The organism is Paraburkholderia agricolaris, from assembly GCF_009455635.1.
GTDB lineage: Bacteria > Pseudomonadota > Gammaproteobacteria > Burkholderiales > Burkholderiaceae > Paraburkholderia > Paraburkholderia agricolaris.
Window position 1 is genome coordinate 1,548,543 of sequence record NZ_QPER01000002.1, and the last position, 24,315, is coordinate 1,572,857.

Here is a 24,315-nt window from a genome sequence, read left to right on the forward strand (position 1 = left end):
AGTCTCATATGACCACGCGACGCGAAGTTCCAGGAATCCGGCCGTATGACGGGCCCGCTGGAGGTTGGGGGGCGCTTCGAGCGACTGCCCAGGCCGTCCGCACACAAATGGAAAACATCGAGGCGCCGATTACGTTGATGCGGACCAATCAGCCTGACGGCTTCGATTGTCCGGGTTGCGCGTGGCCCGACAAGGAGCACAAGTCTACCTTCCAGTTTTGCGAAAACGGCGCCAAAGCGGTGACGTGGGAAGCAACGACCAAGCGGGTGACGCCGGAGTTTTTCTCGGACAACACGGTGTCGTCGCTGCTGCAACGAACGGATTTCGAACTGGAGGATCTCGGCCGCCTGACCCATCCGCTCGTATACGACCGCGCCACGGACAAATTCCGGCCGGTTGAATGGGAGGACGCATTTGCCCGCATCGGCGAGGTGCTGCAAGGCTTGTCTTCGCCCAATGAGGCCGAATTCTATACATCGGGCAGGGCATCGAACGAGGCCGCGTACCTCTTTCAATTGTTCGCCCGGGAGTATGGCACCAACAATTTTCCCGACTGCTCGAACATGTGCCACGAGCCGACCAGCGTCGGCTTGCCCCAGTCGATCGGGATCGGCAAGGGCACGGTGTCGCTGGACGATTTCGACACGACTGAGCTCATTCTCTCCATCGGCCACAATCCCGGAACGAATCACCCCCGCATGATGGGCACGCTCCACGAATGCTCGCGGCGCAATGTGCCGATCATCGTGTTCAATCCGCTGCGCGAACGTGCGTTGGAGCGTTTCGCCGATCCGCAGAGCGTGGTCGAGATGGCGACGTTCGGGTCGACCCGAATCGCCTCGACCTATTTCCAGCTCGACGCAGGCGGCGACGCGGCCGCCCTCAAGGGCATCATGAAAGCGTTGCTGCAGATGGACGCGGAGCAGGGCAAGACGGTCCTTGACCATGAATTCATCGCGACGCATACCCAGGGCTTCGAAGCGTTTGCCGCCGATCTGGAAGCGACGTCATGGGACGATATCGAAAAGGCGAGCGGACTCACCCGTGAAGATCTCGATGAAGTGGCGCTTGCCTATGCAAAATCCAACGCGACGATTGTCACGTATGGAATGGGGATTACCCAGCATAACAAAGGCACCGCCAATGTCCGTCTGATCGCCGACCTGTTGCTGTTGCGCGGCAACATCGGCAAACCCGGTGCAGGCATCTGTCCTTTGCGCGGACACTCCAACGTGCAGGGAAACCGCACGGTGGGTATCACGGAAAAGCCGTCCGGAACCTTCCTCAAACAGATCGAAGACGTATTCGGTTTCACGCCACCCGCCGCGCACGGTCACGATGCGGTCCAGGCGATGCAGGCGATGATCGACGGCACGGCCAAGGCCCTGATTTGCCTGGGCGGAAACTTCGCGGTGGCGCTACCCGATTCCGGGCAGTCCTTTCCGGCCATGGGCAAACTCGATCTGAGCGTTCACCTCGGCACCAAGCTCAATCGTTCGCACCTGCTGGTGGCGAAGGAGACGTACGTGCTGCCGGTGGTGGGCCGTACGGAGCTCGATATCCAGGCGACCGGCCGGCAGTCGATTACGGTCGAGGATTCCATGTCGATGGTTCACGCCTCGTCGGGCAAGCTGAAGCCCGCGTCCGAACAGCTGCTCTCCGAGCCGGCGATCATCGCCGGGATCGCCAGCGCAACGTTGCCGGACAGCAAGGTGGCGTGGTCGAACCTGGTTGCGGACTACGACCGTATCCGGGACCTGATCGAGCGGACCGTGGCGGGGTTCGAGGCATTCAATGCGCGGATCAGAGTGCCGGGAGGATTCCGTATGCCGCTTCCTCCAACCGAACGCGTGTGGCCCACGCCATCCGGCAAGGCGATGTTCTCGGTGTACGGCGGTGTGAGAGAAGATGCGGACGTTCTCGGCGCAGAAAATGTGCTGCGCCTCATCACGATCCGCAGCCACGACCAGTACAACACAACCATCTACGCGCTCGACGATCGTTACCGGGGCGTATTCGGCCGGCGTGACGTGCTGTTCATGAACGAGGACGACCTTGCGGCGCGGGGGCTCGAACATGGCGATCTGGTCGACATTGAAACCATTTCGGCAAACAGACAGCTCCGCCTGAACGGGATCACGGCGATCGCGTACAACATCGCACCGGGTTCGGTGGCGGCCTACTATCCGGAAGCGAACGTGCTGGTGCCGCTCGACTTCATCGACAAGGAGAGCGGCACGCCTTCATACAAGTCTGTTCCCGTTCATGTTGTGCGTTCGGCAGAAGCTTGACATGGACATCTTCGACGCGTTTCACCTCGCCAGGCTGCAGTTTGCGTTCACGGTTTCGTTTCATATTATTTTTCCGGCGATCAGCATCGGCATGGCGAGTTTTCTCGCCGTGCTGGAGTGGCGCTGGTTGCTGACCGGTGACACTGCCTACAAGGACATGTTCCTGTTCTGGTCGAAGATCTTTGCGGTCGGCTTTGGCATGGGGGTGGTCTCGGGTGTGGTGATGGCCTACGAATTCGGCACCAACTGGAGTGGATTTTCCAGCGTTGCCGGCAACATCACGGGGCCGCTGCTGACCTATGAAGTGCTGACGGCGTTCTTTCTCGAGGCCGGTTTTCTCGGCGTCATGCTGTTCGGCTGGCAACGCGTCAGTCCCCGCTCGCACTTCTTCGCCACGCTCATGGTGGCGGTGGGCACGCTCATTTCCACCTTCTGGATTCTCGCGTCGAATAGCTTTATGCAAACGCCGCAGGGCTTCGCGATCGAGAATGGCCGGATCGTGCCGGTCGACTGGTTCAAAGTGATTTTCAACCCGTCGTTTCCGTATCGCCTCGCGCATATGACGATCGCCGCTTTCATTGTCGCGGGCTTTATCGTGGCCGCGTGCGGCGCATGGCATCTGTTGCAGGGCCGGCGCGACAAACCGGTCACACGCAGCTTTTCGATGGCATTGTGGATTCTGCTGTTCCTGACGCCGATACAGATTGTGGTTGGCGATGCGCACGGCCTCAATACGCGCGAGTATCAGCCGGCCAAGATCGCCGCGATCGAAGGGCTGTGGGAAACCGAGAAAGGCGGCACGGCGCTCAATCTGGTCGGCCTGCCCGACATGAATGCCGAGGTGACGCGATACGCGATCCAGATCCCGCATCTGGGCAGCCTCATTCTGACGCATAGCTGGAATGGAGAAATTCGCGGCCTCAAGGAGTTTCCTCCCGAAGATCGTCCGTATTCGCCGATCGTGTTCTGGACCTTCCGGGTCATGGCGGGTCTCGGCATGCTGATGCTGTTGACCGCGCTGCTTGGCCTGCTGCTCAGAGTGCGCGGCCGCCTCTATGAGACGCGCTGGTTTCAGCGTTTCGTTCTGTGCATGGGACCTTCCGGCATTGTGGCGCTGCTGGCGGGTTGGATCACGACGGAGGTCGGCCGCCAGCCCTGGACCGTCTACGGTGTGCTGCGTACCGCGGACTCCGTGTCGCCGATCGGTTCCCAGCAGGCAGGCGTTTCCTTGCTGATCTTTGTGCTGGTGTATTTCCTGGTGTTCGGCATGGGGTTCTACTACATGATGAAGATGATGAAGCGCGGACCGGAAGAGCATGTCGAGCGCAGCAAGTCGCGCCGGCATCCGGTGCTGCGTAATCGCCCGCTCGACGCACTGGAAGGGGAGTGACGCCATGCAGATCGATCTTCCTGTTGTGTGGGCCGCGATCATCGGACTCGGTGTTTTCATCTACGTGATGCTGGACGGCTTCGATCTCGGCATTGGCCTGCTGTTTCCGTTTTTCGAGGAGAAGGGCGACCGGCAGGTGATGCTCAATACCATCGCACCGGTCTGGGACGGGAACGAGACATTTCTTGTGCTGGGCGGCGCCGGGCTATACGGGGCGTTTCCGGTGGTTTATTCGACGCTGCTGCCGGCGAACTATCTGCCGCTGATCCTGATGGTGGTGGGTCTGATCTTTCGCGGAGCGGCCTTCGAATTGCGGGCTAAGGCCGTCAGGACCCAGCACGCGTGGGACCTCGCTTTCATTGGCGGCTCCGCACTCGCGGGGCTCTGCCAGGGCATCGTGCTGGGCTCACTGCTGCAGGGCATCAAGATCGTCGACGGCCGCTTCGCCGGCGACCCGTTCGACTGGCTTTCGCCGTTCAGCCTGTTCTGCGGAATCGGCGTACTCACTACGTACGCGACGCTCGGCTGCGGCTGGCTCATCCTGAAGACGGACGGCGAATTGCAGCGCAAGATGCGCGAACTGATGCGGCCGCTCGTGAGCGTCCTGCTTGGCGCGATGATGATTGTGAGTCTCTGGACCGTGATCGGATTGCCGGCGGTTGAGCATCGCTGGTTCGGCAGCGGCAATCTCGGCTGGTTCCTGCCGGTGCCGATTCTTGTGATTGCCTGTGTGTGGGGCGTGTTCCGTTCGGTGCGTCTGAAGCTCGAAGCCACCCCGTTTCTGCTCACCCTCGGGCTGTGCTTTCTCGGCTATAGCGGCTTGCTCATCAGCATCTGGCCCAACATCGTGCCGCCTTCGCTGACCATCTGGGAGGCCTCGTCGAGCCATTCGAGCCAGCTGTTCGCCCTGGTCGGCACGGTGATCGTGTTGCCGGTCATCCTCGTCTACAACGTCATGCAGTATCGCGTATTCCGGGGCAAGGTGCGCGAAGGGGACGCCGGTTACCACTGAGGGTGACGGCGCAGTCAGACTATTACAAGAGCACGTTATGATTGTGAGGCCAGGGCAAAACTGGTTCCGGCTGCTGTTTATCTGGAACGGTTCCGTATTGCAGTCGATTATTCCTCAACTGGTTTTCATGGGGGCTGTCAGCAGTCTTGCCGTACTGACGCACGGGCGCATTTTCGGCGAGAAGATCCCGCTCAATACGGCGCCGTTCACGTTATTTGGCCTGGCGCTGGCGATCTTTCTTGCGTTCCGCAATAACGCAAGCTATGAGCGCTTCAACGAGGCGCGCCATCTCTGGGGCAGCACGCTGATCTCAGCGCGCTCGCTGACTTCGCAGATGCTGTGCTACGTCCCGCGCGGCGATCACAACGTGCAAATGGCGCATACCCTGATTGCGACCGCTTACGCGTTGAAGCATCAATTGCGTGGGACCGATCCGACGCCGGACCTTGTTCGCCTGCTCGGACGCACGCGAACCGAGGCACTGCAGCACACCTGCTACAAACCGACTGCGCTGCTCAACGACGTTCGTCGCGATTTCGCCGATCTGCAGGTCCGGGGATTGATCTCGGACACGAAGCTCTGGATGCTGGACGCGCAGATCGACGAGTTGGGAAAGACGGTGGGTGGTTGTGAACGGATTGCGTCCACGCCGATTCCGTTCGCCTACAGCGTGCTGCTGCACCGTACCGTCTACGCCTATTGCGTGTTGCTGCCGTTCGGTCTTGTGGATTCCACGGAGTTCTTCACACCGCTGCTCTGCGTTTTCATTTCTTATACGCTGATTGCACTGGAAGCGATCGCCAGCGAAGTCGCCGAGCCCTTTTCGGTTGCGCCGAATGCGCTGGCGCTTGATGCGATAACCCGCAATATCGAACGCTCGGTTCTCGAACTATGCTGCTGCGAACTACCCGCCGAGATCCAGCCGCTGCGCTCGTACCAACTGACTTAGGGCGCTTTTCCCGATGCCTCCGGTCGGGTCGCCCGGCAGTCTGCAAGCCTGCGTTGCCGTGACACCTGACACCGCGGCCAAACTGTACTCCTGGAATTCGACACTGACTGTGCGTCCCCTGCACAGGGCCGACGCACTATCCTGCCAGAAGGTCAGGCGTGGGCCGGCGGCGCTGCCAGTCAGAACAGTCGGCTGCCGCTGCTCCTTCGCTTCGTTGCCGCCTTCTGTGGCTCCCTTTGGATAGATCGTGAACCTCATCGACCCGCCCGTACTCGCTGACATCGCTTCCCGCCGTGGCGTAGCCACAGGCGGCGTCGCCACGGCCACGCTCGACACGCTCAATCGTCCGCTGCGGGATTTACGCCTGTCCGTAATCGATCAATGCAATTTCCGCTGCACCTACTGCATGCCGCGGGAGACCTTCGGCGCCGACTACCGGTTCCTGCCGTCTGCGGAACGACTGTCGTTCGAACAGATCCTTAAGCTCGCAAAAGCGTTCGCGCTGCTCGGGGTGGAGAAGATACGCATCACCGGTGGCGAGCCGCTCCTGCGGCGTGGGCTCGAATCCCTGATCGAACAGCTCGCGAAACTGACCACCGGAAGCGGCAAACCGATGGAACTCGCGCTGACGACCAACGGTTCGCTGCTCGCCGCGAAGGCCCGCTCGCTGCGCGACGCCGGCCTCGGCCGCGTGACCGTGAGCCTCGACGCCGTGGACGATGCGATATTTCGCCGGATGAGCGACGTCGACATGCCCGTGTCGCGAATCCTGGACGGAATCGAGGCAGCGCGCGCAGTGGGCCTCGCACCGCTCAAGGTCAACACAGTGATCGAGCGGGGCGTCAACGACAGTCAGATCCTGCCGCTCGTGCGAATGTTCAAGGGCACCGGCGTGGCCGTGCGTTTCATCGAATATATGGATGTTGGTGGCGCGGACGGATGGTCGAACACGAAAGTGATCACGGCGCGCGAGACGCGCAGTATCGTTGAATCGGCGTTCCCGCTGACGCCGGTCGTCGTTCATGAGCACACGGGCACTGCCGTCAACTATCGCCATGCCGACGGTTCAGGCGAAGTCGGTTTCATCGCGAGCGTATCGCAACCGTTCTGCGGATCGTGTTCGCGTGCCCGCGTATCGGCCGACGGCCAGCTTTACACCTGCCTGTTCGCCACCCGTGGCACGGACCTTAGGCCCTGGCTCAACGAGGCCGCCTCCGTCGAGCAACTGGCCGCGGCTGTCCGCAGCCAATGGGTCCAGCGTGACGACCGCTACTCCGAGCTTCGCTCGACGCCACGCAAACCTGCATCGGGAAAAGCCTATCCCACCGTTCGCATGTCGCTGGTCGGCGGTTGACGCCGGGCCAGCCATTGCGAAGCAGACACAGACTGGAGAGCCGCCATGACAACACCGTCGTCCAGTGATCGCCCACAGTCCGATGCCAGCCACGTCGGCGAGTTTGCCAGCGATCCAGTGCTTCTGGCGGACGCTGTCGCGACGGAGTTCGACGTGCGTGTCCAGCGCCAGCCGATCGATATCCAGTCGGAAATCATGCCGGTCATGCGCAATCCCAACGTGGGCGCCGTCGTGAATTTTCTCGGCGTGGTGCGCCAATGCGGCGATGTCGGCGACGTGGTCGCGCTCGAACTCGAGCACTACCCGGGAATGACCGAGCAGTCGTTCAGCAGCATCGTCGAGGAGGCGATCGCGCGATGGCGTCTCGAAGCCGTGAAGATCGTGCATCGGGTCGGCCGTGTCGCGCTCGGCGACGCGGTGGTACTCGTCGTAGTCGCCGCGCCGCATCGCGGGGCCGCCTTCGACGCGTGTGAATTCCTGATGGACTTCCTGAAGGCCCACGCGCCGCTGTGGAAGAAGGAAATTCACCGCGACGGTTCGGTCAGATGGGTCGAGGCCAGGAGCCGCGATGAACAGTCGATGTTGCGGTGGGGGTGACGTGCCGTTCGCCCATACCGGGCCAGCCACAGGAACAGACGAATGAAACTCACCATCCGGTATTTCGCCAGCGTGCGTGAACAACTCGGCATTTCCGAGGAGATCGTGCACATCGACGCGCCCGAGCTTGCCGTCGATGGCCTGCGGGTCAGGCTCGCGTCGCGAGACGAGCGCATGGCCGAAGCGCTGCGCGCGGGCCGGCCGCTGCGTACCGCCGTCAACCACGAGATGGTTGCCGATACGTTTGTCGTGCGCGAGGACAGCGAGATCGCTTTCTTTCCGCCCGTCACGGGCGGTTAGCAGCCCGCCGACAGGACGCTAACCGGCGCACATCGCAACCAGCTTGCCGACGGTAATCACCGCCTGTTCGATCTCGCTCGACCAGGCGCTGCTGTAATTGAGGCGGATGAAGTTCCGATAGGTCGTCTCCGAGACCGAGAACATGTAGCCCGGGCCGATGGTGATGCCTTCATCGAGCGCGAGCTTATAGAGCCGCATGGCGTCGACCTTGGGCGGCAGTTCGATCCACAGCACATATCCGCCGGCCGGGTTGGACATGCGCGTACCTTCAGGGAAGAAACGCGCGACTGTGGCCTTCATCAGATTGGCCTGCTGCGCATACGCTCTCCGGACTCGTCGCAGGTGATGCTCGTAGCCGTCGCGTTCGAGGAATTCCGCAATCGCCATTTGCGGAATCGACGGAGAAGTCAGGGTGTTCAGAAACTTGAGTTTCTCGACCTGATCGCGATACCGGCCCGGCAGCGCCCAACCAATCCGGTACGCTGCCGTCAGGGTCTTCGAGAACGAGCCGCAGTGCAGCACCAGTCCCTTCGTGTCGAAGGATTTCAACGTACTCGGGTGCGTGCTGTCATAGTGCAATTCGTTGTAGACACCGTTCTCGATGACCGGAATGTCCCACTTCGTCAGGCGTTGCACGAGTTCGCGCTTGCGTTCGTCGGGCATCAGAAAGCCCAGCGGATTCTGGAAGTTCGGCATGACCATGCAGGCCGCGATGGTCTGCGATTCCACAATCGCGGCCAGCGCCTCGATATCGATGCCGTGTTCCGGATGCGTCGACACTTCAATCGCTTTCATGCCCATCCGTTCGATCGCGTGGAGCATCGCGTAGAAGGTCGGTGACTCGACGGCAATCACGTCGCCGGGTTTCGCGACCGCCTGGAGGCACAGGTTGATTGCTTCAGTCGCGCCGACCGTGATGACGATCTCGTTCGGATCGACCGCCATGCCGTTCTCGAGGTAACGACGCGCGATCTGGCGCATGAGTGCCGCGTTGCCGGGCGGCAGCGCATCCGTCACGCCCCAGCGGGTCTTGCCCCGTCCCGCGTCGTAAGCGTAGCGGTTGAGCTTCTCGAATGGAAACAGACTGGCATCGGGATAGGGCGAACCGAGCGGCACGGCGTCGTCGACACCGATCGAGCGCAAGGTGGACAGCACGAGGCGGCTCACGTCGACCGGCGACGAAATCGGGATCGGTTTCGATGGCCGGAGCTCGAGCGCTTTCCGCTCGCCGCCGTCGCCCCGGAAGTTGACGAAATAGCCCGACTGGGGCCTCGCCGTTAGCAAGCCACGGCTTTCGAGCAGCAGATAGGCGCGGATGACGGTCGTCACGCTCAGCCGATGCTGCTGGCTGGTCTGCCGTACCGACGGCAGACGTTCGCCATGCCCGTACACGCCTTGTCGGATCAGTTTCTCGATATCGTCTGCAAGCTTCTCGTAGAGATTCATCGGACGATTCCCTTAGCGTTTTGCCGCCGCATGTGTCCCGGTCTCCGCGCCGGCTGATGCGCGCTCCCGTGGCTGTGTCGCACGGCTGGTGCCGAGATCGTAGCAGAACTGTACTGGCCCGAGCCGGTCCGATTTGTGCACTCTGCGAGCGACGGCCCGACCTTACTCTGTACTCCATCGAATACGCATTGCCAGGTCCCCACGCCAGGGCCTTGCGATGCGTAAGAACGGATTCGGATGATACGAAATCGGTACACAGGGAGAATCGGCACCATGAATCTGCTAGAAGCCATGCGGATTTACGTCAGAGTGGTTGAACGGGAGAGTATTTCCGGCGCGGCGCGAGACCTCAATATCGGTCAGCCGGCCGCGAGCGAGCGCATCGAGCGGCTCGAGAAGTATCTGGGCTGCCGGCTTCTGCTGCGTAGCGCGCGCGCTTTCAATTGCACGCCTGAAGGGCTCACGTTCTACGAGCGCAGCAAGCGGATTCTGCATGCCGTGGAGCAGGCGGTCGCCGAGGTGTCGAACGACGGCGAGGAGCTCAAGGGCACGATTCGTATCGCGGCGCCGCACTGCTTCGGCGAAACGATCGTGCCGGAGGTGTTGACGCGGGTGCGTGAAACCTATCCGCAACTGGAGCTGGAACTGGTTCTGAACGACAGGATCGTCGATCTGGTGACGGAGGGCGTGGACATTTCATTTCGTCTTGGGCAACTGGGCGAAGGGGCCTTCATTGCCCGTCAGTTGGGTCAGGTTGGGCGCGTGCTGGTTGCCGCACCGGGTTATCTGGGCCGGCACGGTCCGATTGCCGAGCCGTCTGAACTGGTGAAGCATCCGTTCATCCGGGTGCAGGGCATGTTCGGCACGGACCAGTTGCCGCTCAGGCACGTCGCGACGGTGGTGGAGAGCGTGCCGATCCGCACCGCGATCAAGACGAGTCATTGGCGGCCGATGTATGAAATGATCCTCTCGGGTGCGGGCATCGGTGTGCTGGAAGAACCGGCGTGTGTCGAGGCGCTCGCGGACGGGCGGCTGGTCCGCATCCTGCCGGAATTCGAAGTGCTGCCATTCGATCTGAATGTACTGACGCAGGCGCAACGTCCGGTGCCGCCACGGGTGCGGACGATGGTGACGATGTTGAGAAAGTGCACGTCGGAAATTCTGGAAAGAGTGCACGTCGATTGCGGCGCAGTGACAAATCGCTTTGAAGTACTTCCCGACGATGAGGTGTCCGCGATTCTGAAACCGTCGTTGCGGGCCTGAGCCCTCGACGAGCGGGTCAGCTTCTGTTTTCCCGGCGAAGTCACTCCGCCTGGATTATCGAGCAACTTGCCAGGCGGAAACATCCGCCGCGTGCCGATTCTAAATATCGGCTCAGGCTGTTTCCAGCTTGGCCAGCGAGCGGGCTGGATAGGCGATTCCTTAACCGATAGCAGGAATTGGGAAGAACAAGTGGCAAGTTTGAGGGGAATGACTATCTTTCATAGACAACGCAGTTCGTTCGCGCAGCTCGCTCATTTAGCTTCCGGCATTCGCTGCCTGTTTGCTCGATTCCGCAAAACGCGATGAGGTTTGACGATGGTTGAAGGCAAGATCGTGCAATGCATCGGCGCTGTTATCGACGTGGAGTTTCCGCCCGGGCACATTCCAAAGATCTACGACGCGCTGGTGCTGGAAGGCTCGGGCCTCACGCTCGAAGTCCAGCAGCAGTTGGGCGACGGCGTGGTCCGCACCATCTGTCTGGGTTCGTCGGACGGCTTGCGCCGGGGCCTGATGGTGAAAAACACCGGTCACCCGATTTCCGTGCCAGTCGGGAAGGCGACCCTCGGCCGCATCATGGATGTACTGGGGCGTCCGATCGATGAAGCAGGGCCGATCGATAGCGAGCACACGCGTTCGATTCACCAGAAGGCGCCGGCATTCGAGGAGTTGTCGCCGTCGACCGAACTGCTCGAAACCGGGATCAAGGTTATCGACCTGATCTGCCCGTTCGCGAAGGGCGGTAAGGTTGGCCTGTTCGGTGGCGCCGGTGTGGGCAAGACCGTGAACATGATGGAACTGATCAACAACATCGCTAAAGAACACGGTGGTTACTCTGTGTTCGCCGGTGTTGGCGAGCGTACCCGTGAGGGGAACGACTTCTATCACGAGATGAAGGACTCGAACGTTCTCGACAAGGTGACGCTCGTGTACGGCCAGATGAACGAGCCACCGGGCAACCGCCTGCGGGTCGCGCTGACCGGTCTGACGATCGCTGAATACTTTCGTGACGAAGGTCTGGACGTGCTGTTCTTCGTCGACAACATCTACCGTTTCACGCTGGCCGGTACCGAAGTGTCGGCACTGCTCGGCCGTATGCCGTCGGCAGTGGGCTATCAGCCTACGCTGGCTGAAGAAATGGGTAAGCTGCAAGAGCGTATTACGTCGACCAGGACCGGTTCGATCACGTCGGTGCAGGCCGTGTACGTCCCTGCGGATGACTTGACCGACCCGTCGCCGGCTACGACCTTCGGCCACCTGGACGCAACCGTCGTGTTGTCGCGTGACATCGCTTCGCTGGGTATCTATCCGGCCGTGGACCCGCTCGATTCGACCTCGCGTCAGATCGACCCGAACGTGATCGGTGAAGAGCACTACTCGATCACGCGTGGCGTGCAGCAAACGCTGCAACGCTACAAGGAACTGCGCGACATTATCGCGATTCTGGGTATGGACGAACTGGCGCCGGAAGACAAGCTCGCCGTGGCGCGTGCGCGGAAGATCCAGCGTTTCCTGTCGCAGCCGTTCCATGTCGCCGAAGTATTCACGGGGACGCCGGGCAAATATGTATCGCTGAAGGAAACGATCCGTGGCTTCAAGATGATCGTCGACGGCGAATGCGACAGCCTGCCGGAGCAGGCGTTCTACATGGTCGGCAAGATCGACGAGGCTTTCGAAAAGGCCCGGAAAATGAAGTAAATCCGGGCCTGTGCAGGCGCCTGTTCCGGCTGCCTTATTTGACCTGCCTTATTCGGCCTGGGTCAGCGACACCGATGCTTCACTCGTCAGCGCGAGGAAGGTCAGCGTCTCGCGCAGATAGAGGCGCACTACCGTGTCGGTATGGCTCGAATAACCGATCGACAGCTCTTCGCCAAGGTGCAATTCGAAATCGCCGCCGCGCGTGGAGATTACGCTGCCGCCTGCCAGCGCGGGCGCCCAGATGACGTCGCCGCTCACAATCCGCTTGATGTGTTCGATGACCGGATAACCCTGATCGCGCGCCTCGGCGAGTGCCGTGTAGGCGTCGGCGCCAAGCAGCACGGAATAGGGACCGTCGACACCGGCAAGCCGCAGTTCTTCGAGCGCGTTGCTAATCGTGTTCGGATAAGCGGCAACGTCGGCCGGCAGCGCGAGCGCCGGGTTCGACGAGCCTTCGCGCAGGCCGCCGATACCCGCGGCCTTATAGCCGTCGAAAATCGCGCGATCTTCGGCGTAGGCGAGTTCTTTTGCGGCTTCCTTCGCGGGCTGCCAGTCAGCATCTTTTGCGCCACGCAAGACGCTGTCGATCGCTTCGCGCTGCAGTTCGAACGGCACGGTCAACTCGACAAGGCTCTTGACCTCGGACAGCTTCGCCACAACGCCCTGCTGCGGCGCGGTGATCGCGATCTGGTGCCCGGTGCCGACGCCGGATAGTTCGGTTCCGCCAGGACCCTTGACGTCAACCACGCGACGGCCGGCAACACTGCGCTTGAAGGTGCGAGCCACTTCGTCTTCGATCTGCGACCAGGCGGCATGAGAGATGGGGGCAAGCTCGCGATGCAGATTATTCATGTTGAGAGATTCCCTTGAGAGAGCCAATATTCAGCGAGCCGTCATGACGCGGCCCGGTGGATGAAGAGGAGTCGGGCGCTTGCGCGACAACGGCGGCAGTTTGCGGATCGCGATCCGCGAGCGCCTCGAGCAAGCTGGCCGACGGCACGAAGAAGAGGTTGCCCGTGACCGCGCGGCTGTAGTCGAGCAGCCGGTCGTAGTTGCCCGGCGGCCGCCCGACGAACATGTTTTCCATCATCTGCTCGATCGGTTCGGGCGAACGCGCATAGCCGATAAAGTAGGTGCCGAACTCGCCCATGCCGGGGCGCCCGAATGGCATGTTGTCGCGCAGGATCTTCACTTCCTCGCCGTTCTCGGTGATCGTGGTGAGCGAGCTGTGCGAACAGGTGGGTTTGACCGCTTCGTCGAGTTCGATATCGGACAGTTTCGTGCGGCCGATAATGCGCTCCTGGGTCTCGACCGAAAGCGCGTTCCAGCCGGTCATGTCGTGCAGGTACTTCTGCACGATGACGTAGCTGCCGGCCTCGAATTCCCGATCCTCGTCGCCGATAAGCGTGAAGTCCACGGCCTCGCGACCTTCCGGATTCTCGGTACCGTCGACGAAACCCACCATGCTGCGCAGATCGAAGTTGCGAAACCCGTGCACTTCTTCGATCACCGTGACCGCATCGCCAAGCCGTCCCGCCAGTTGCGTGGCGAGTTCGAAGCAGAGGTCCATCTGATCGGCGCGGATGTGCAGCAGGATATCCCCGGGCGTGCTCACGGCGCGGCGTTCGCCCGAGCCGAATTCGCGAAACGGATGCAGCGCCGCCGGGCGCGGCGCGCCGAACAGCGTGTCCCACACGTCGGAGCCGAAGCCGACCACGCACGACAGGTTGCCGGACGGGACGCGCTTGCCCACCGAGCGCACCAGGGCGGCAACGTCGCCGCACCACGCACGCACCTGTTCAGCGGGGTCCTGACCATCCTTGAGGGTCGCGACGATGAAGATCGCGCTACGGGTAATGTTATTACATACGGCTTGCGGTTCTGGGATGTCGTCTTTAGGCATCGGATTGATTATTGATAAACCGTCACGGATTCCAGGAATGGAGCGAATGCTTTCTGTTTGCTATACACCCGGGGATGTTATACCGCCGAGGCACTTTATGGAAAGTGCATGAAGGTCTTCAACGAGTTCGTACGCGCCTTGCGAGGGCGGAATGGCGGCTCGATAGCGTTTCGCGGGCTGAGCCAGCCGGCGTTGTGCCAATGCGGTGTGAGGCGTGATTGGGCGCCGATATGCTTCGACATTATTCTGTCGTCAATCTCTGCGTCTGTTTCGATACTTCATATTGGGTCTGACGGTCTTTTATTCTCCTGTCATACCGTTACCATCCGAACAGGCTTCGCTATTCTGGCCCAGAAGGCGACGCCAATTAATTCGCATTGCGAATGGAGGTTGAGTACGGTGAATCTGCTCGAAGCCATGCGCATCTACGTAAGGATGGTTGAACGCGGGAGTATTTCCGGCGCGGCGCGAGACCTCAATATCGGTCAGCCGGCCGCAAGCGAGCGCATCGAGCGGCTCGAGAAGTATCTGGGCTGCCGGCTTCTGCTGCGTAGCGCGCGCGCTTTCAATTGCACGCCTGAAGGGCTCACGTTCTACGAGCGCAGCAAGCGGATCCTGCATGCCGTGGAGCAGGCGGTCGCCGAGGTGTCGAACGACGGCGAGGAGCTCAAGGGCACGATTCGTATCGCGGCGCCGCACTGCTTCGGCGAAACGATCGTGCCGGAGGTGTTGACGCGGGTGCGTGAAACCTATCCGCAACTGGAGCTGGAACTGGTTCTGAACGACAGGATCGTCGATCTGGTGACGGAGGGCGTGGACATTTCATTTCGTCTTGGGCAACTGGGCGAAGGGGCCTTCATTGCCCGTCAGTTGGGTCAGGTTGGGCGCGTGCTGGTTGCCGCACCGGGTTATCTGGGCCGGCACGGTCCGATTGCCGAGCCGTCTGAACTGGTGAAGCATCCGTTCATCCGGGTGCAGGGCATGTTCGGCACGGACCAGTTGCCGCTCAGGCACGTCGCGACGGTGGTGGAGAGCGTGCCGATCCGCACCGCGATCAAGACGAGTCATTGGCGGCCGATGTATGAAATGATCCTCTCGGGTGCGGGCATCGGTGTGCTGGAAGAACCGGCGTGTGTCGAAGCGCTCGCGGACGGGCGGCTGGTTCGCATTCTGCCGGGTGTCGACCTGCCGCCATTGGAATTGAATCTCCTGAGTCAGACACAGCGCGAGGTCTCCACGCGGGTACGGCTGATTGTGACGATGCTAAACAACTGCACGCCGGACATTCTCGGTAGAGTGCGCGCGGACGTCGATGCTCACTTCGACCGATGCCATACATCGGAAATAAACCGATGGCACGCGCTGCGAAAATCACTATCTTTGATAGACACCGTCAGTGATACGAGGAGTTATCAAATGGCACAGCAATTGATTGTTGCAGTTTTCGACAGCGTGGACGTTGCCGAAAGAGCGGGCCGGGATTTCAGGAATTTTGAGGAAAAAGACCTTGGTTTCAAAATCGAGAGTGGCGTACTGGTTCAAAAGGATGCTACAGGTAAGCTGATTTTGCTCGACAAGCAGACCCGGCCGTTTTGGGGCACAGTGATCGGTGCGCTAACTGGCGGTCTGATCGGAATGCTCGGGGGGCCGGTCGGGTCGATCCTTGGCTTCACGATCGGGGCGAGCGGCGGATTGGCTGAGCACGCAATCAAGGACGCGTTCGATGACGACCTGGTCGCCGCGATAACCGGCAAACTGACCTCCGGCCATGTGGCGTTTATCCTCGAAGCGCAGGAAGCGTCACCGTTTGAAGTCGACAATATCGTGCTCGGTTATGGCGGCACCATTTTCCGCAAACCGCTACCCTGATCGCGGGCACCATGCAATCTTCAGGAGTAACCGGACATGACCGTATCGACCGACGAAGCTATCACCCGTGAAGCGATTGAAGGGCTTTATCGCGCCTTCGAGCAGAAAAGCGTCCCCTTGTTACGAAAGGTGGTGACCCCGGATTGGGAATATATTCCCGAGCCCGTCGGCGTGGCGCCAGGACCCGACCAGATGGTGCCCATATTCGCGAGCATTGCCACAGCGTTGCCGGATATAAAAATCGCGATTCTCGACGTGCTGATTCATGGGGACCGGGTAGGCGTTCGTGCGGAGATCAGCGGCACGCAAACCGGGGAGCTACTTGGCATTGCTGCCAGTTCCAGACACATCAGTTTCGCGATTCACTCTTTCCATCAGATGCGCGGAAGTCTGATCGCGAAGACGTGGCACCTGGAGGACTGGTTATCGGTATTCCGGCAGCTTGGGCAGTTGCCGCCCACGCTTGGACGGTCTTGAGTTGCGGCCGGTACGGACGCGTCAGCGCCGGGAAAAGTGTCAATGCGCGTGATGGATTGCTGCCGCGACCAGGAGATGAAACGGCAGCACGAGTAGTGCCGTGCCGCCGACGCCGAGCAGCCACAATGCAACAAACCATAGCAGACCGTGGCGCGGCGTCTCAGGGGTATCGCGGCTTGTCTGTGACATGGCGTGTCTCCTGCGGGCATGGGCGCGAATTTAATAACGACGCGGGCGCCTGTTCAGTGTGTTCGATTTATTCTAGGCGATCGAATGGTATAGAGCTATCTAAAACCAGACGAGCGAGGCGCGCCGAAGGATTGATCCTCGGCGCGCCTCGCTCTGCTTTAGCCGCACCAATGCATCAGAACCGATGCTGAATCCCCGCCGTCACACCCGTTTGCGTATCCGCCGCGCCGGTTAGATCGCGCGACAGGCTGACCGCGTTGCCATGCTTGGCCATTGCATAACCGCCCGCCATATACAGCACGGTTCGCTTTGACAACGCGTACTGCCCGCGCAGTGAGATCAGCGTCGGATCGGCGTCGCTCGCATCCTTGATGTCCTGATGATAGACCGCGGCAAACAGCGAGAAGAACGGCGTCACGTCGTATTGACCGCCAAGCCAGTACATATCGCTGCGCAACGTCGGCGCGGCGGTGTGGAAGGTGCGCCGATAGTTGCGATAGCCGGCCATCGCCTTCACCGCGCCGAAGTCATAACTCAAGCCCGCGTGAATGCCCTGGATGTAGTTGGTGGTGTCCGCGGGCGTCACGCTGTCGTTGGCGCCGTTCTGCCGGTCGAACGTGGCGACCACGGCGAATGGACCATTCTCGTAGCCCAGGCCGAAGTCATACTTCGAGCTCGACTTCATGCTGCCCGGCACGTTACCGAAGCCGTACATGGCGCCGAATTTGAAGCCGGAGAATGTGCCGTCATAGCGCACGGAATTGGCCGAACGCGAGAACAAACCGTCCTTGCGGCCACCCGTCGCCGTGGATGAGGTCGCCCACGAGTAGTTCGGTGCGTAACCCATCGGGTCGAACTGCAGCATGTAGTCATAGGTGGTCGTGAAATTGCGGCCGAGCGTGATTTGCCCGAAGCGGTTTTTCAGGCCGATCGTGGCGCGGCGGTCGAAGATCGCGCCGGGGCCGTCGTCGAACTGACCGTTCGCAATGTTGATACCGCTTTCCAACTGAAAGACCGCCTTCAGGCCGCCGCCCAGATCCTCGACGCCACGCAGGCCCCAGCGCGAAGTGTTCTTGCCGCCGGACACGAGACGCGCGGCGCCACCGTCCTTGCTCGCGTGATTCACATACTCGACGCCTGCGTCGACGATGCCGTACAAGGTCACGCTCGATTGCGCATGTGCCGTTGCTGCAAATCCGGCGAGGCCGGCGCAGGTCACGCCAAGGGTTGCCTTCTTCATACTCCACTTCATCAACAGTCTCCTGTGCTTGGTTTTTTTACTTCGGTTGGGGATGCGGTGCTGCCAGGTCCATCGACACGTGTTAGCTCGCCTGCGCGAACGCCCAGCAGTCGTTGGCGGGAAATTCAATCCAGTGACGGCCGGCCGCGCGCGGTACGTGGCCGAAGGCACGCAGGCGCAGATCGCCGCAATGGAACAGGTATTCCCAGCGGTCGCCGAGATACATCGAGGTAATCAGATCGGCCTCGAGGCGGTTCGCGCCCGGACCATCGGCGACCTGCACACGCTCGAGGCGAATCACGGCCTGCGCGTTTTGCCCGGCGCTGAGCGCTTCGCGCGCCTGCGCCTGCAATTGCCAGCCGTCACCGGCCAGCGTCACGCGTTCGCCGTCGACCGCGGCCACGCGCGCGTCGATGCGGTTATTGCTGCCCATGAACTCGGCGGTATAGAGCGAGCGGGGCGCACCATACAGTTCGGCTGGCGTGCCTTCCTGTTCGATGCGCCCGTTGCGCAGCAGCAGGATGCGATCGGACATCGCCATCGCCTCCGTCTGGTCGTGCGTGACGCACAACGCGGACAAACCCAGCGAAACGATCAGTTCGCGCAACCAGGCGCGCGCTTCTTCACGCAGCTTGGCGTCGAGATTCGACAGCGGTTCGTCGAGCAGAATGACGGGCGGGTTGTAGACCAGCGCACGCGCAATCGCCACACGCTGCTGCTGGCCGCCGGAAAGCTGATACGGATAACGCGCGGCGAGATGGCCGAGGCCGAGCTGGTCGAGCGCGGACTGCACGCGTTTTTTCTGCTCAGCGGCCGATACGCGCCGCAACTTCAATCCATAGCCGACGTTGTCCGCCACGGTGCGATGCGGCCATAGCGCATACGACTGAAACACGAGGCCGAGCGAGCGTTGTTCGACCGGCAGATCGACTTGAGCGGTACCGTCGAAGAACACCTTGCCGTCCAGTTCGATACGGCCCGAGGAGGGCTGCTCGAGTCCCGCGACCGCACGCAGCAGGGTGGTCTTGCCGCTGCCCGACGCGCCGAGCAGGCACACCACTTCGCCGGGGTTCAGGTCGAACGACACACCCTTCAGGATCGGGTTGTCGCCATAGCTGAGAAACAGGTTGTCGACCGAGAGCTTATCCATGCAATTTCACTCCGAAGCGCAGGGCGACGCCGAGTCCGACGCCGACCATCGCGATGTTGATGACAGAAAGCGCCGCGACCTGATCGACCGCGCCGGTCGCCCACAGCGACACCAGCAGTGCGCCGATCACTTCAGTGCCGGGCGAGAGCAGATAGACGGCGGTCGAGTATTCGCGCTCGAAAATCATGAAAATCAGCAGCCATGCCGCGAGCAGGCCGAAGCGCACGAGTGGCAGCGTCACATCGAGACTGACGCGCGCGCGGGTTCCGCCGACGCTGCGGCCTGCTTCTTCGAGTTCGGGTCCGACTTGCAGCAGTGCGCTTTGAATCAGGCGCATGCCGTACGCGAGCCACACGACCGTGTAGGCAATCCAGATGCTCCACATGGAGTTCTTCAATTCCTTCAGACCGGGCACGAAGAGGAAGATCCACAGGAAGGCGAGACCGGCGAGCAAGCCGGGCACCGCACGCGGCAGCAGCACGAGGTAATCGAGCAGGCGCGTGGCCCAGTCGTTACGGCGATGGCCCGCAAAGGCGACCAGCGAATAGAAACCCACGGCCAGCGCGCCGCCGATCACGCCGATGCCGAGCGTATTGAGAATCGCGCGAACCAGGTTGTCCTGTTCGAACAGTTCGGTGAAGTTCGCGAGCGTCAGCACGTCGGCGAGATTCACACCTTCGCCCCAGTTGGTGACGAACGCGCGCAGCGTGATGCCGGAGAGCGGGACGAACACCGTGAGCAGCAGCCACAGCGCGACGATTGCCAATGCAACCCAACGCCATGCGCCGAGCGGCAACAAGGTCTGACGTCCCGCTTTACCCTTGACCGTGACAAAGCGGTTCGCGCTCTTCAGCAAGCGTCGTTGCAGCAGCACCAGCGGAAAAGTGATTGCGACGATGCATACGGCGACCGCGGCCATCAGATGATACGAAGGCACGCCGAGCTTGTTCGTGAGCTTGTACAGATACGTCGCCAGCACGAGGTGACCTTCGGGGTCGCCGAGCACGAGCGGCAGGCCGAACACTTCGAAGCCGAGGAAGAACACCAGCACGCCCGCGAACAGCAGCGCGGGCAGCGTCATCGGCAGGCTGACGTCGAGTGCGACGCGGAAGGGCCGCGCTCCGGCGACGCGCGCGGCTTCTTCGACATCCGAGCCGAGATTGCGCAGCGCCGCCGACGAATACAGGTACACGTGGGGCACATGGGTGAGTCCGACGATGATCGTGATTGCGAGAACCGAATACACGCTCCAGGGCGCTTCGGCGGCGCCGAACAATGCCTTCCACCAGACCGAATAGAAACCGACCGGGCCGGCCGCGACCACGTAGCCGAATGCAAGCACCATCGGCGAAACGAACACGGGGGTGAGCAGCAGCGGTTCGAGCCAGCGGCGTCCAGGCAAGTCGGTGCGCACCATCAGGAACGCCAGAATGCCGCCGAGTGGGATCGAGATGAACAGCATCCCGCCCGCGATGATGAAAGAGTTCTTCAGCGCGGACCAGAAGTCGGGGTCGTTGAAAATGAATTCGAAACCGGTCAGACCGAATGTGCGTTTCGCGTCGAAGAACGGTGCGTTCAGCACGCTTTGCAGCAGAATGAAGCCGAGCGGCAGCGCCACCGCGACGGTCAGCACCGCGACGACGAGCCAGCGCAGCAAGCCCGCAAATGGCTGCAGACCGCCGCGCGGCAGCGCGCCTATCGTGCCGCCGTCGGCCGCGCGTGGTGAGGCATCGCGGTGTCCGGTTGCGCTAGTGGAAAGCATGAGTGTCCCCCTGCAGCGTAAAAGCCGCATATCGACAGGTAGTCAGGAAAGGTAGGGCGCCCGCGCGTTTCGGCGCGCGCGCCGTCAGGTCAGTCGAGGCTTAACGCTTGATCGACTGTTGCCATTGCTTGAGGAATTCAAGCCGCTTGGACTGGTCGAGATACACCAGCAGGCCGGCGCCGATCGGGATCGGCTTGAGCGAGTCGCCAAGCTGCTTCGTCAGACCGGCCATCGACGTTTCACCGTCTACGTCCGCGCGAATCGAGAACAGGCTGGCCTGGTTTGCGAGCAAGGTTTGACCGCGTTGCGACAGCAGATAGTCGACCCACAGCTTCGCGGCATTAGGGCTTTGCGCCTTCTTCGAAATCGTCACGAGGCGGCTCACCACCAGCGTGTAGTCCTTCGGATAGACGTAGCCGATCGACGGGTCTTTCTTTGCTTTGGTGAGCGCGTACGAACCGAGAATGTTGTAGCCGATCAGGTTTTCACCCGACGAGATGCGTTCCATCATCGCGCCGGTACTCGATTGCAGCTTCGGGCCGGTTGCGCCCATGGCTTTCACGAGGTCCCACGTGACTTGCGGATTGACGCGCGCGTCCTGCGTCAGATAGTTGAAGCCGACACCGGATTTTTCGATGTCGTATGTCGTGACCTTGCCCTTGAACTGATCGGGCTTGTTTTGCAGCAGCTTGATCAGATCGGCGCGCGTTTGCGGCACTTCGCCGGCCGGCAGCAGGCGCTTGTTGTAGACGATCGCGAGCGGCTCGTAGGTGGTGCCGTATGCCTGCTTCTGATACTGCGCCCATTGCGGAAGCTGCTTCGCTTCGGGCGATTCGTAGCTGGCCATCAGACCGTCGTTGACGAGCTTCACCTGCAGGTCCATTGCCGAGCTCCACAACACGTCGGCGCTGGTGCTGCTGGCGGCGTTCTCGCTGATGTAGCGGTTGTACAGCTCGGTACTGTTCATGTCGTTGTATTCGACCTTGATGCCGTGCAAGCTTTCAAAATCCTTGATGAGCGGGCGCACGAGGGCAGTGTCCGTGACCGAATACACGATCAGCTTGCCTTCCTTCTTTGCCGCGTCGACGGTGGCCTGATAGTCGCTGGGATAGCCGGCCGGAAAGGCCGCCCAAGCTGAGTTTGCGGCGAATGCAACCGCTACGGCGAGATACTTCAAAGAGATTTGCACGTCTTCCTCCAGAAAACATTGTGTTTGTTTTGTGTAGGCGAATGGTAAGAGAAGCGTGCTTTCTGAATGCTTTCAGTTTTCGAAAGAAATGCGTCACAATGGTCGAATCCGCCTCATGGATTTCCCTGGGATTCTGTTTATGCGTGTGCTGCTGGTTGAAGACAATCCGATCCTTTCCCGCTCGCTGACCGACGCGTTGACCAGCGCGAAACTCACCGTCGATTGCATGCACGACGGCGAATCCGCCGACCATGTTTTGCGCACGCAAGACTACGCACTGGTGATTCTCGATATCGGTCTGCCCAAGCTCGACGGCCTCGAAGTGTTACGCCGTCTGCGCGCGCGGCGCAACGCGGTGCCCGTCTTGATGCTGACCGCGCATGGTTCGGTGGAAGAGCGCGTGCGCGGCCTCGATCTCGGCGCCGACGACTACCTCGCCAAGCCCTTCGCGCTCACTGAACTTGAGGCGCGTGCGCGGGCCCTGTTGCGCCGCAGTCATGGGCAGGAACCGCTGCACGCGCAGTGCGGCACGCTGCTTTACGACAGTGTCGATCGTGGCTTCACGCTCGACGGCGAGCCGCTCGCGTTGACTCCGCGTGAACGTTCGGTACTCGAGGTGCTGATCCTGCGCAACGGCCGCGCGATCAACAAGGACACACTCTCGGAGAAAATCTTCGGGCTCGATGAATCGGTGAATGCCGAGGCCATCGAGATCTATGTGCACCGTTTGCGCAAGAAGCTCGAACGCAGTTCGGTCGGCATTGTGACGTTGCGCGGGCTCGGCTATCTGCTGGAAGCGAAAGACGCATGACGCGGCCGAATCTGCGCGTTCGCGTCGCGCTCTGGTTGTTGCTGCCCCTGCTTTTGCTACTCGCTTTCGATGCATGGCTCACGTATCAACGCGCAATGAACGCGGCGCACGCGGCCTTCGATCGCACGCTGGAGTTTTCGCTGCGCTCGATCCGCGACGGCATCCGTTTGCGCGACGCCCAGATCGAAGTCGATTTGCCGTATCTGGCGCTGGAGATGTTCGAATCCAACGGCGGCGGCAATATCTACTATCAGATTCGCGAGGAGGGTGGCCGGGTGGTGACCGGTTATCCGGACTTGCCGGCAGGCACGAAGGCGTCTGGCGATCTCTACAGCGTGCAGTTTTACGACGACATGTTTCGTGGTCGCCCGCTGCGCATTGCGATGCTGCGGCTGCCGGTCCACGACGTGCCGAGCGCGCAAACGCGCGTGGTGCTGGTGCGGGTCGGCGAAACGATCGAACAGCGCCAGGCGCTGGCGCGCGAGATTCTGATCGGCTCGTTGCAACAGGAATTCCTGCTGGTGGTGCTCGCGCTAGGCATTGTATGGCTGGGGGTTGCGCGCGGCTTGCGGCCGCTGAACCGCCTGTCGGCCAAAGTCGCCGCGCGTGCCGAGAACGATCCGACGCCGCTCGATACGGTGGGCTTGCCTAGCGAAGTCGCGCCGCTGGTCGATTCGATCAATCAGTACATTGGCCGTACGCAGCTAATGCAGTTGTCACGCAGGCGATTTTTCAACGACGCCGCGCATCAGTTGAAGACGCCGCTTGCGATCATTCAGGCCGAGTCGGAGCTGGCGCTGCGCGATATCGACGGTGGTGAAGAAACCTCGATAGGCAACCGCCGGCAAGGCGTGCATTTGCGGCGGCTGAATCGCGCGGTGCAGCAGGCGGTGCGCATCGTGCAGCAATTGCTGTCGCTCTCGCGGCTCGATGCGGACAGCGGATATACCGTCAAACATGCCGCTGTGCCGCTGCACAAGGTAGCGCGCAGTGTGACGCTCGACTGGTCGCCGGTGGCACGCTCGCGTGGCATCGATCTAGGCTTCGAACAGGACGTGCGTATCGAGGTGATGGGGCAGAGCGATCTGCTGGCGGAACTGGTCGGCAATCTGATCGATAACGCAATTCGTTATTCCGGCGATGGGGCGGTGATTACCGTGCGCGTTGCATGCGAAGCCGGACAGGCACTGCTGCAGGTGATCGACAACGGACCGGGGATTGACGTCGGCGAGCGCGATGCGGTGTTTGAGCGCTTCTATCGCAGTGAGGCGACGCAAGCGGTCGAGGGTAGCGGGCTGGGCTTGTCGATCGTGCGGGAAATTGCGCGCGTGCACGGCGCATCGATCGCGTTGAGTGAGGCGCCCGGCGGTGGTCTTGTGGTCAGCGTGCGGTTTCCGACGTTAAAGGCCGTGCTCGCGTGATGACCAC

The 24,315-nt window shown here is 61.3% G+C and carries 20 protein-coding genes and 1 pseudogene; 13 read left to right on the plus strand and 8 right to left on the minus strand.

The window, feature by feature from the left end; translation table 11 throughout:
- Nucleotides 1-8: 8 nt before the first annotated feature.
- The 7 genes from GH665_RS28360 (at nucleotide 9) to GH665_RS28390 (ending at nucleotide 7,893) form a co-directional block, all read left to right on the plus strand.
- Nucleotides 9-2,291: an FdhF/YdeP family oxidoreductase gene (locus tag GH665_RS28360; RefSeq protein WP_153140537.1), complete on the plus strand. Its 2,283-nt coding sequence runs from the start codon at nucleotides 9-11 to the stop codon at nucleotides 2,289-2,291.
- A gap of 1 nt (nucleotide 2,292) precedes the next feature.
- The gene (locus GH665_RS28365; RefSeq protein WP_153140538.1) at nucleotides 2,293-3,681 is read left to right on the plus strand and encodes a cytochrome ubiquinol oxidase subunit I; all 1,389 of its coding nucleotides are present in this window, start codon (nucleotides 2,293-2,295) and stop codon (nucleotides 3,679-3,681) included.
- Between the two features lie 4 nt (nucleotides 3,682-3,685).
- Nucleotides 3,686-4,693, plus strand: coding sequence for a cytochrome d ubiquinol oxidase subunit II (gene cydB / locus GH665_RS28370; RefSeq protein WP_153140539.1), 1,008 nt, complete (start codon nucleotides 3,686-3,688; stop codon nucleotides 4,691-4,693).
- 37 nt (nucleotides 4,694-4,730) lie between these two features.
- Nucleotides 4,731-5,642: a bestrophin family protein gene (locus GH665_RS28375; RefSeq protein ID WP_153140540.1), complete on the plus strand. Its 912-nt coding sequence runs from the start codon at nucleotides 4,731-4,733 to the stop codon at nucleotides 5,640-5,642.
- A gap of 247 nt (nucleotides 5,643-5,889) precedes the next feature.
- A complete protein-coding gene (gene moaA, locus GH665_RS28380; RefSeq protein WP_153140541.1) occupies nucleotides 5,890-6,996 on the plus strand; it encodes a GTP 3',8-cyclase MoaA in 1,107 nt (368 codons plus the stop codon).
- 45 nt (nucleotides 6,997-7,041) lie between these two features.
- Entirely contained in the window at nucleotides 7,042-7,593 is a 552-nt protein-coding gene (locus GH665_RS28385; protein ID WP_153140542.1) for a molybdenum cofactor biosynthesis protein MoaE, read from the plus strand.
- Nucleotides 7,594-7,635: 42 nt separating this feature from the next.
- On the plus strand, nucleotides 7,636-7,893 hold the full coding sequence (locus tag GH665_RS28390) for a MoaD/ThiS family protein (RefSeq protein WP_153140543.1): 258 nt from the start codon (nucleotides 7,636-7,638) through the stop codon (nucleotides 7,891-7,893).
- A gap of 18 nt (nucleotides 7,894-7,911) precedes the next feature.
- Here GH665_RS28390 and GH665_RS28395 read toward each other — a convergent pair whose 3' ends face one another.
- Nucleotides 7,912-9,339 (minus strand): aminotransferase-like domain-containing protein, encoded by a 1,428-nt coding sequence (locus GH665_RS28395; RefSeq protein WP_153140544.1) that lies wholly within the window; start codon nucleotides 9,337-9,339, stop codon nucleotides 7,912-7,914.
- 273 nt (nucleotides 9,340-9,612) lie between these two features.
- Here GH665_RS28395 and GH665_RS28400 point away from each other — a divergent pair, with 273 nt between their 5' ends.
- Nucleotides 9,613-10,602 (plus strand): LysR family transcriptional regulator, encoded by a 990-nt coding sequence (locus GH665_RS28400; RefSeq protein ID WP_153140545.1) that lies wholly within the window; start codon nucleotides 9,613-9,615, stop codon nucleotides 10,600-10,602.
- Between the two features lie 315 nt (nucleotides 10,603-10,917).
- On the plus strand, nucleotides 10,918-12,297 hold the full coding sequence (atpD, locus tag GH665_RS28405) for a F0F1 ATP synthase subunit beta (RefSeq protein ID WP_153140546.1): 1,380 nt from the start codon (nucleotides 10,918-10,920) through the stop codon (nucleotides 12,295-12,297).
- Between the two features lie 48 nt (nucleotides 12,298-12,345).
- On the opposite strand, the gene GH665_RS28410 is transcribed toward atpD, so the two are convergent.
- Together GH665_RS28410 and GH665_RS28415 are read right to left on the minus strand one after the other, a co-directional pair.
- A complete protein-coding gene (locus GH665_RS28410; RefSeq protein WP_153140547.1) occupies nucleotides 12,346-13,149 on the minus strand; it encodes a family 1 encapsulin nanocompartment shell protein in 804 nt (267 codons plus the stop codon).
- The gene (locus GH665_RS28415; RefSeq protein ID WP_153140548.1) at nucleotides 13,142-14,200 is read right to left on the minus strand and encodes a Dyp-type peroxidase; all 1,059 of its coding nucleotides are present in this window, start codon (nucleotides 14,198-14,200) and stop codon (nucleotides 13,142-13,144) included. The genes GH665_RS28410 and GH665_RS28415 overlap by 8 nt, the downstream gene beginning before the upstream one ends.
- 399 nt (nucleotides 14,201-14,599) lie before the next feature.
- Here GH665_RS28415 and GH665_RS39250 point away from each other — a divergent pair.
- Together GH665_RS39250 and GH665_RS28425 are read left to right on the plus strand one after the other, a co-directional pair.
- Nucleotides 14,600-15,508 (plus strand): annotated as a pseudogene (locus tag GH665_RS39250) (LysR family transcriptional regulator); the annotation flags it as partial.
- A 597-nt stretch (nucleotides 15,509-16,105) separates the two neighbouring features.
- Complete coding sequence (locus tag GH665_RS28425) at nucleotides 16,106-16,546, plus strand: ester cyclase (RefSeq protein WP_153140549.1); 441 nt, start codon at nucleotides 16,106-16,108, stop codon at nucleotides 16,544-16,546.
- A gap of 39 nt (nucleotides 16,547-16,585) precedes the next feature.
- Here GH665_RS28425 and GH665_RS38835 read toward each other — a convergent pair whose 3' ends face one another.
- The 5 genes from GH665_RS38835 to GH665_RS28445 form a co-directional block, all read right to left on the minus strand.
- Complete coding sequence (locus GH665_RS38835; RefSeq protein ID WP_167531021.1) at nucleotides 16,586-16,735, minus strand: hypothetical protein; 150 nt, start codon at nucleotides 16,733-16,735, stop codon at nucleotides 16,586-16,588.
- Between the two features lie 175 nt (nucleotides 16,736-16,910).
- The gene (locus tag GH665_RS28430) at nucleotides 16,911-17,987 is read right to left on the minus strand and encodes a porin (RefSeq protein ID WP_153140550.1); all 1,077 of its coding nucleotides are present in this window, start codon (nucleotides 17,985-17,987) and stop codon (nucleotides 16,911-16,913) included.
- A 70-nt stretch (nucleotides 17,988-18,057) separates the two neighbouring features.
- On the minus strand, nucleotides 18,058-19,125 hold the full coding sequence (locus tag GH665_RS28435) for an ABC transporter ATP-binding protein (RefSeq protein WP_153140551.1): 1,068 nt from the start codon (nucleotides 19,123-19,125) through the stop codon (nucleotides 18,058-18,060).
- On the minus strand, nucleotides 19,118-20,887 hold the full coding sequence (locus GH665_RS28440) for an ABC transporter permease (protein ID WP_153140552.1): 1,770 nt from the start codon (nucleotides 20,885-20,887) through the stop codon (nucleotides 19,118-19,120). Before GH665_RS28440 ends, GH665_RS28435 begins: the two co-directional genes overlap by 8 nt.
- A gap of 100 nt (nucleotides 20,888-20,987) precedes the next feature.
- Nucleotides 20,988-22,076, minus strand: a complete 1,089-nt coding sequence (locus GH665_RS28445; protein ID WP_153140553.1) for an ABC transporter substrate-binding protein — start codon at nucleotides 22,074-22,076, stop codon at nucleotides 20,988-20,990.
- Nucleotides 22,077-22,215: 139 nt separating this feature from the next.
- On the opposite strand from GH665_RS28445, the gene GH665_RS28450 reads away from it, so the two are divergent.
- Both GH665_RS28450 and GH665_RS28455 read left to right on the plus strand, forming a co-directional pair.
- Complete coding sequence (locus GH665_RS28450; RefSeq protein WP_153142340.1) at nucleotides 22,216-22,887, plus strand: response regulator; 672 nt, start codon at nucleotides 22,216-22,218, stop codon at nucleotides 22,885-22,887.
- Nucleotides 22,884-24,308, plus strand: coding sequence for a sensor histidine kinase (locus tag GH665_RS28455; RefSeq protein ID WP_153140554.1), 1,425 nt, complete (start codon nucleotides 22,884-22,886; stop codon nucleotides 24,306-24,308). Before GH665_RS28450 ends, GH665_RS28455 begins: the two co-directional genes overlap by 4 nt.
- Nucleotides 24,309-24,315 lie beyond the last annotated feature (7 nt).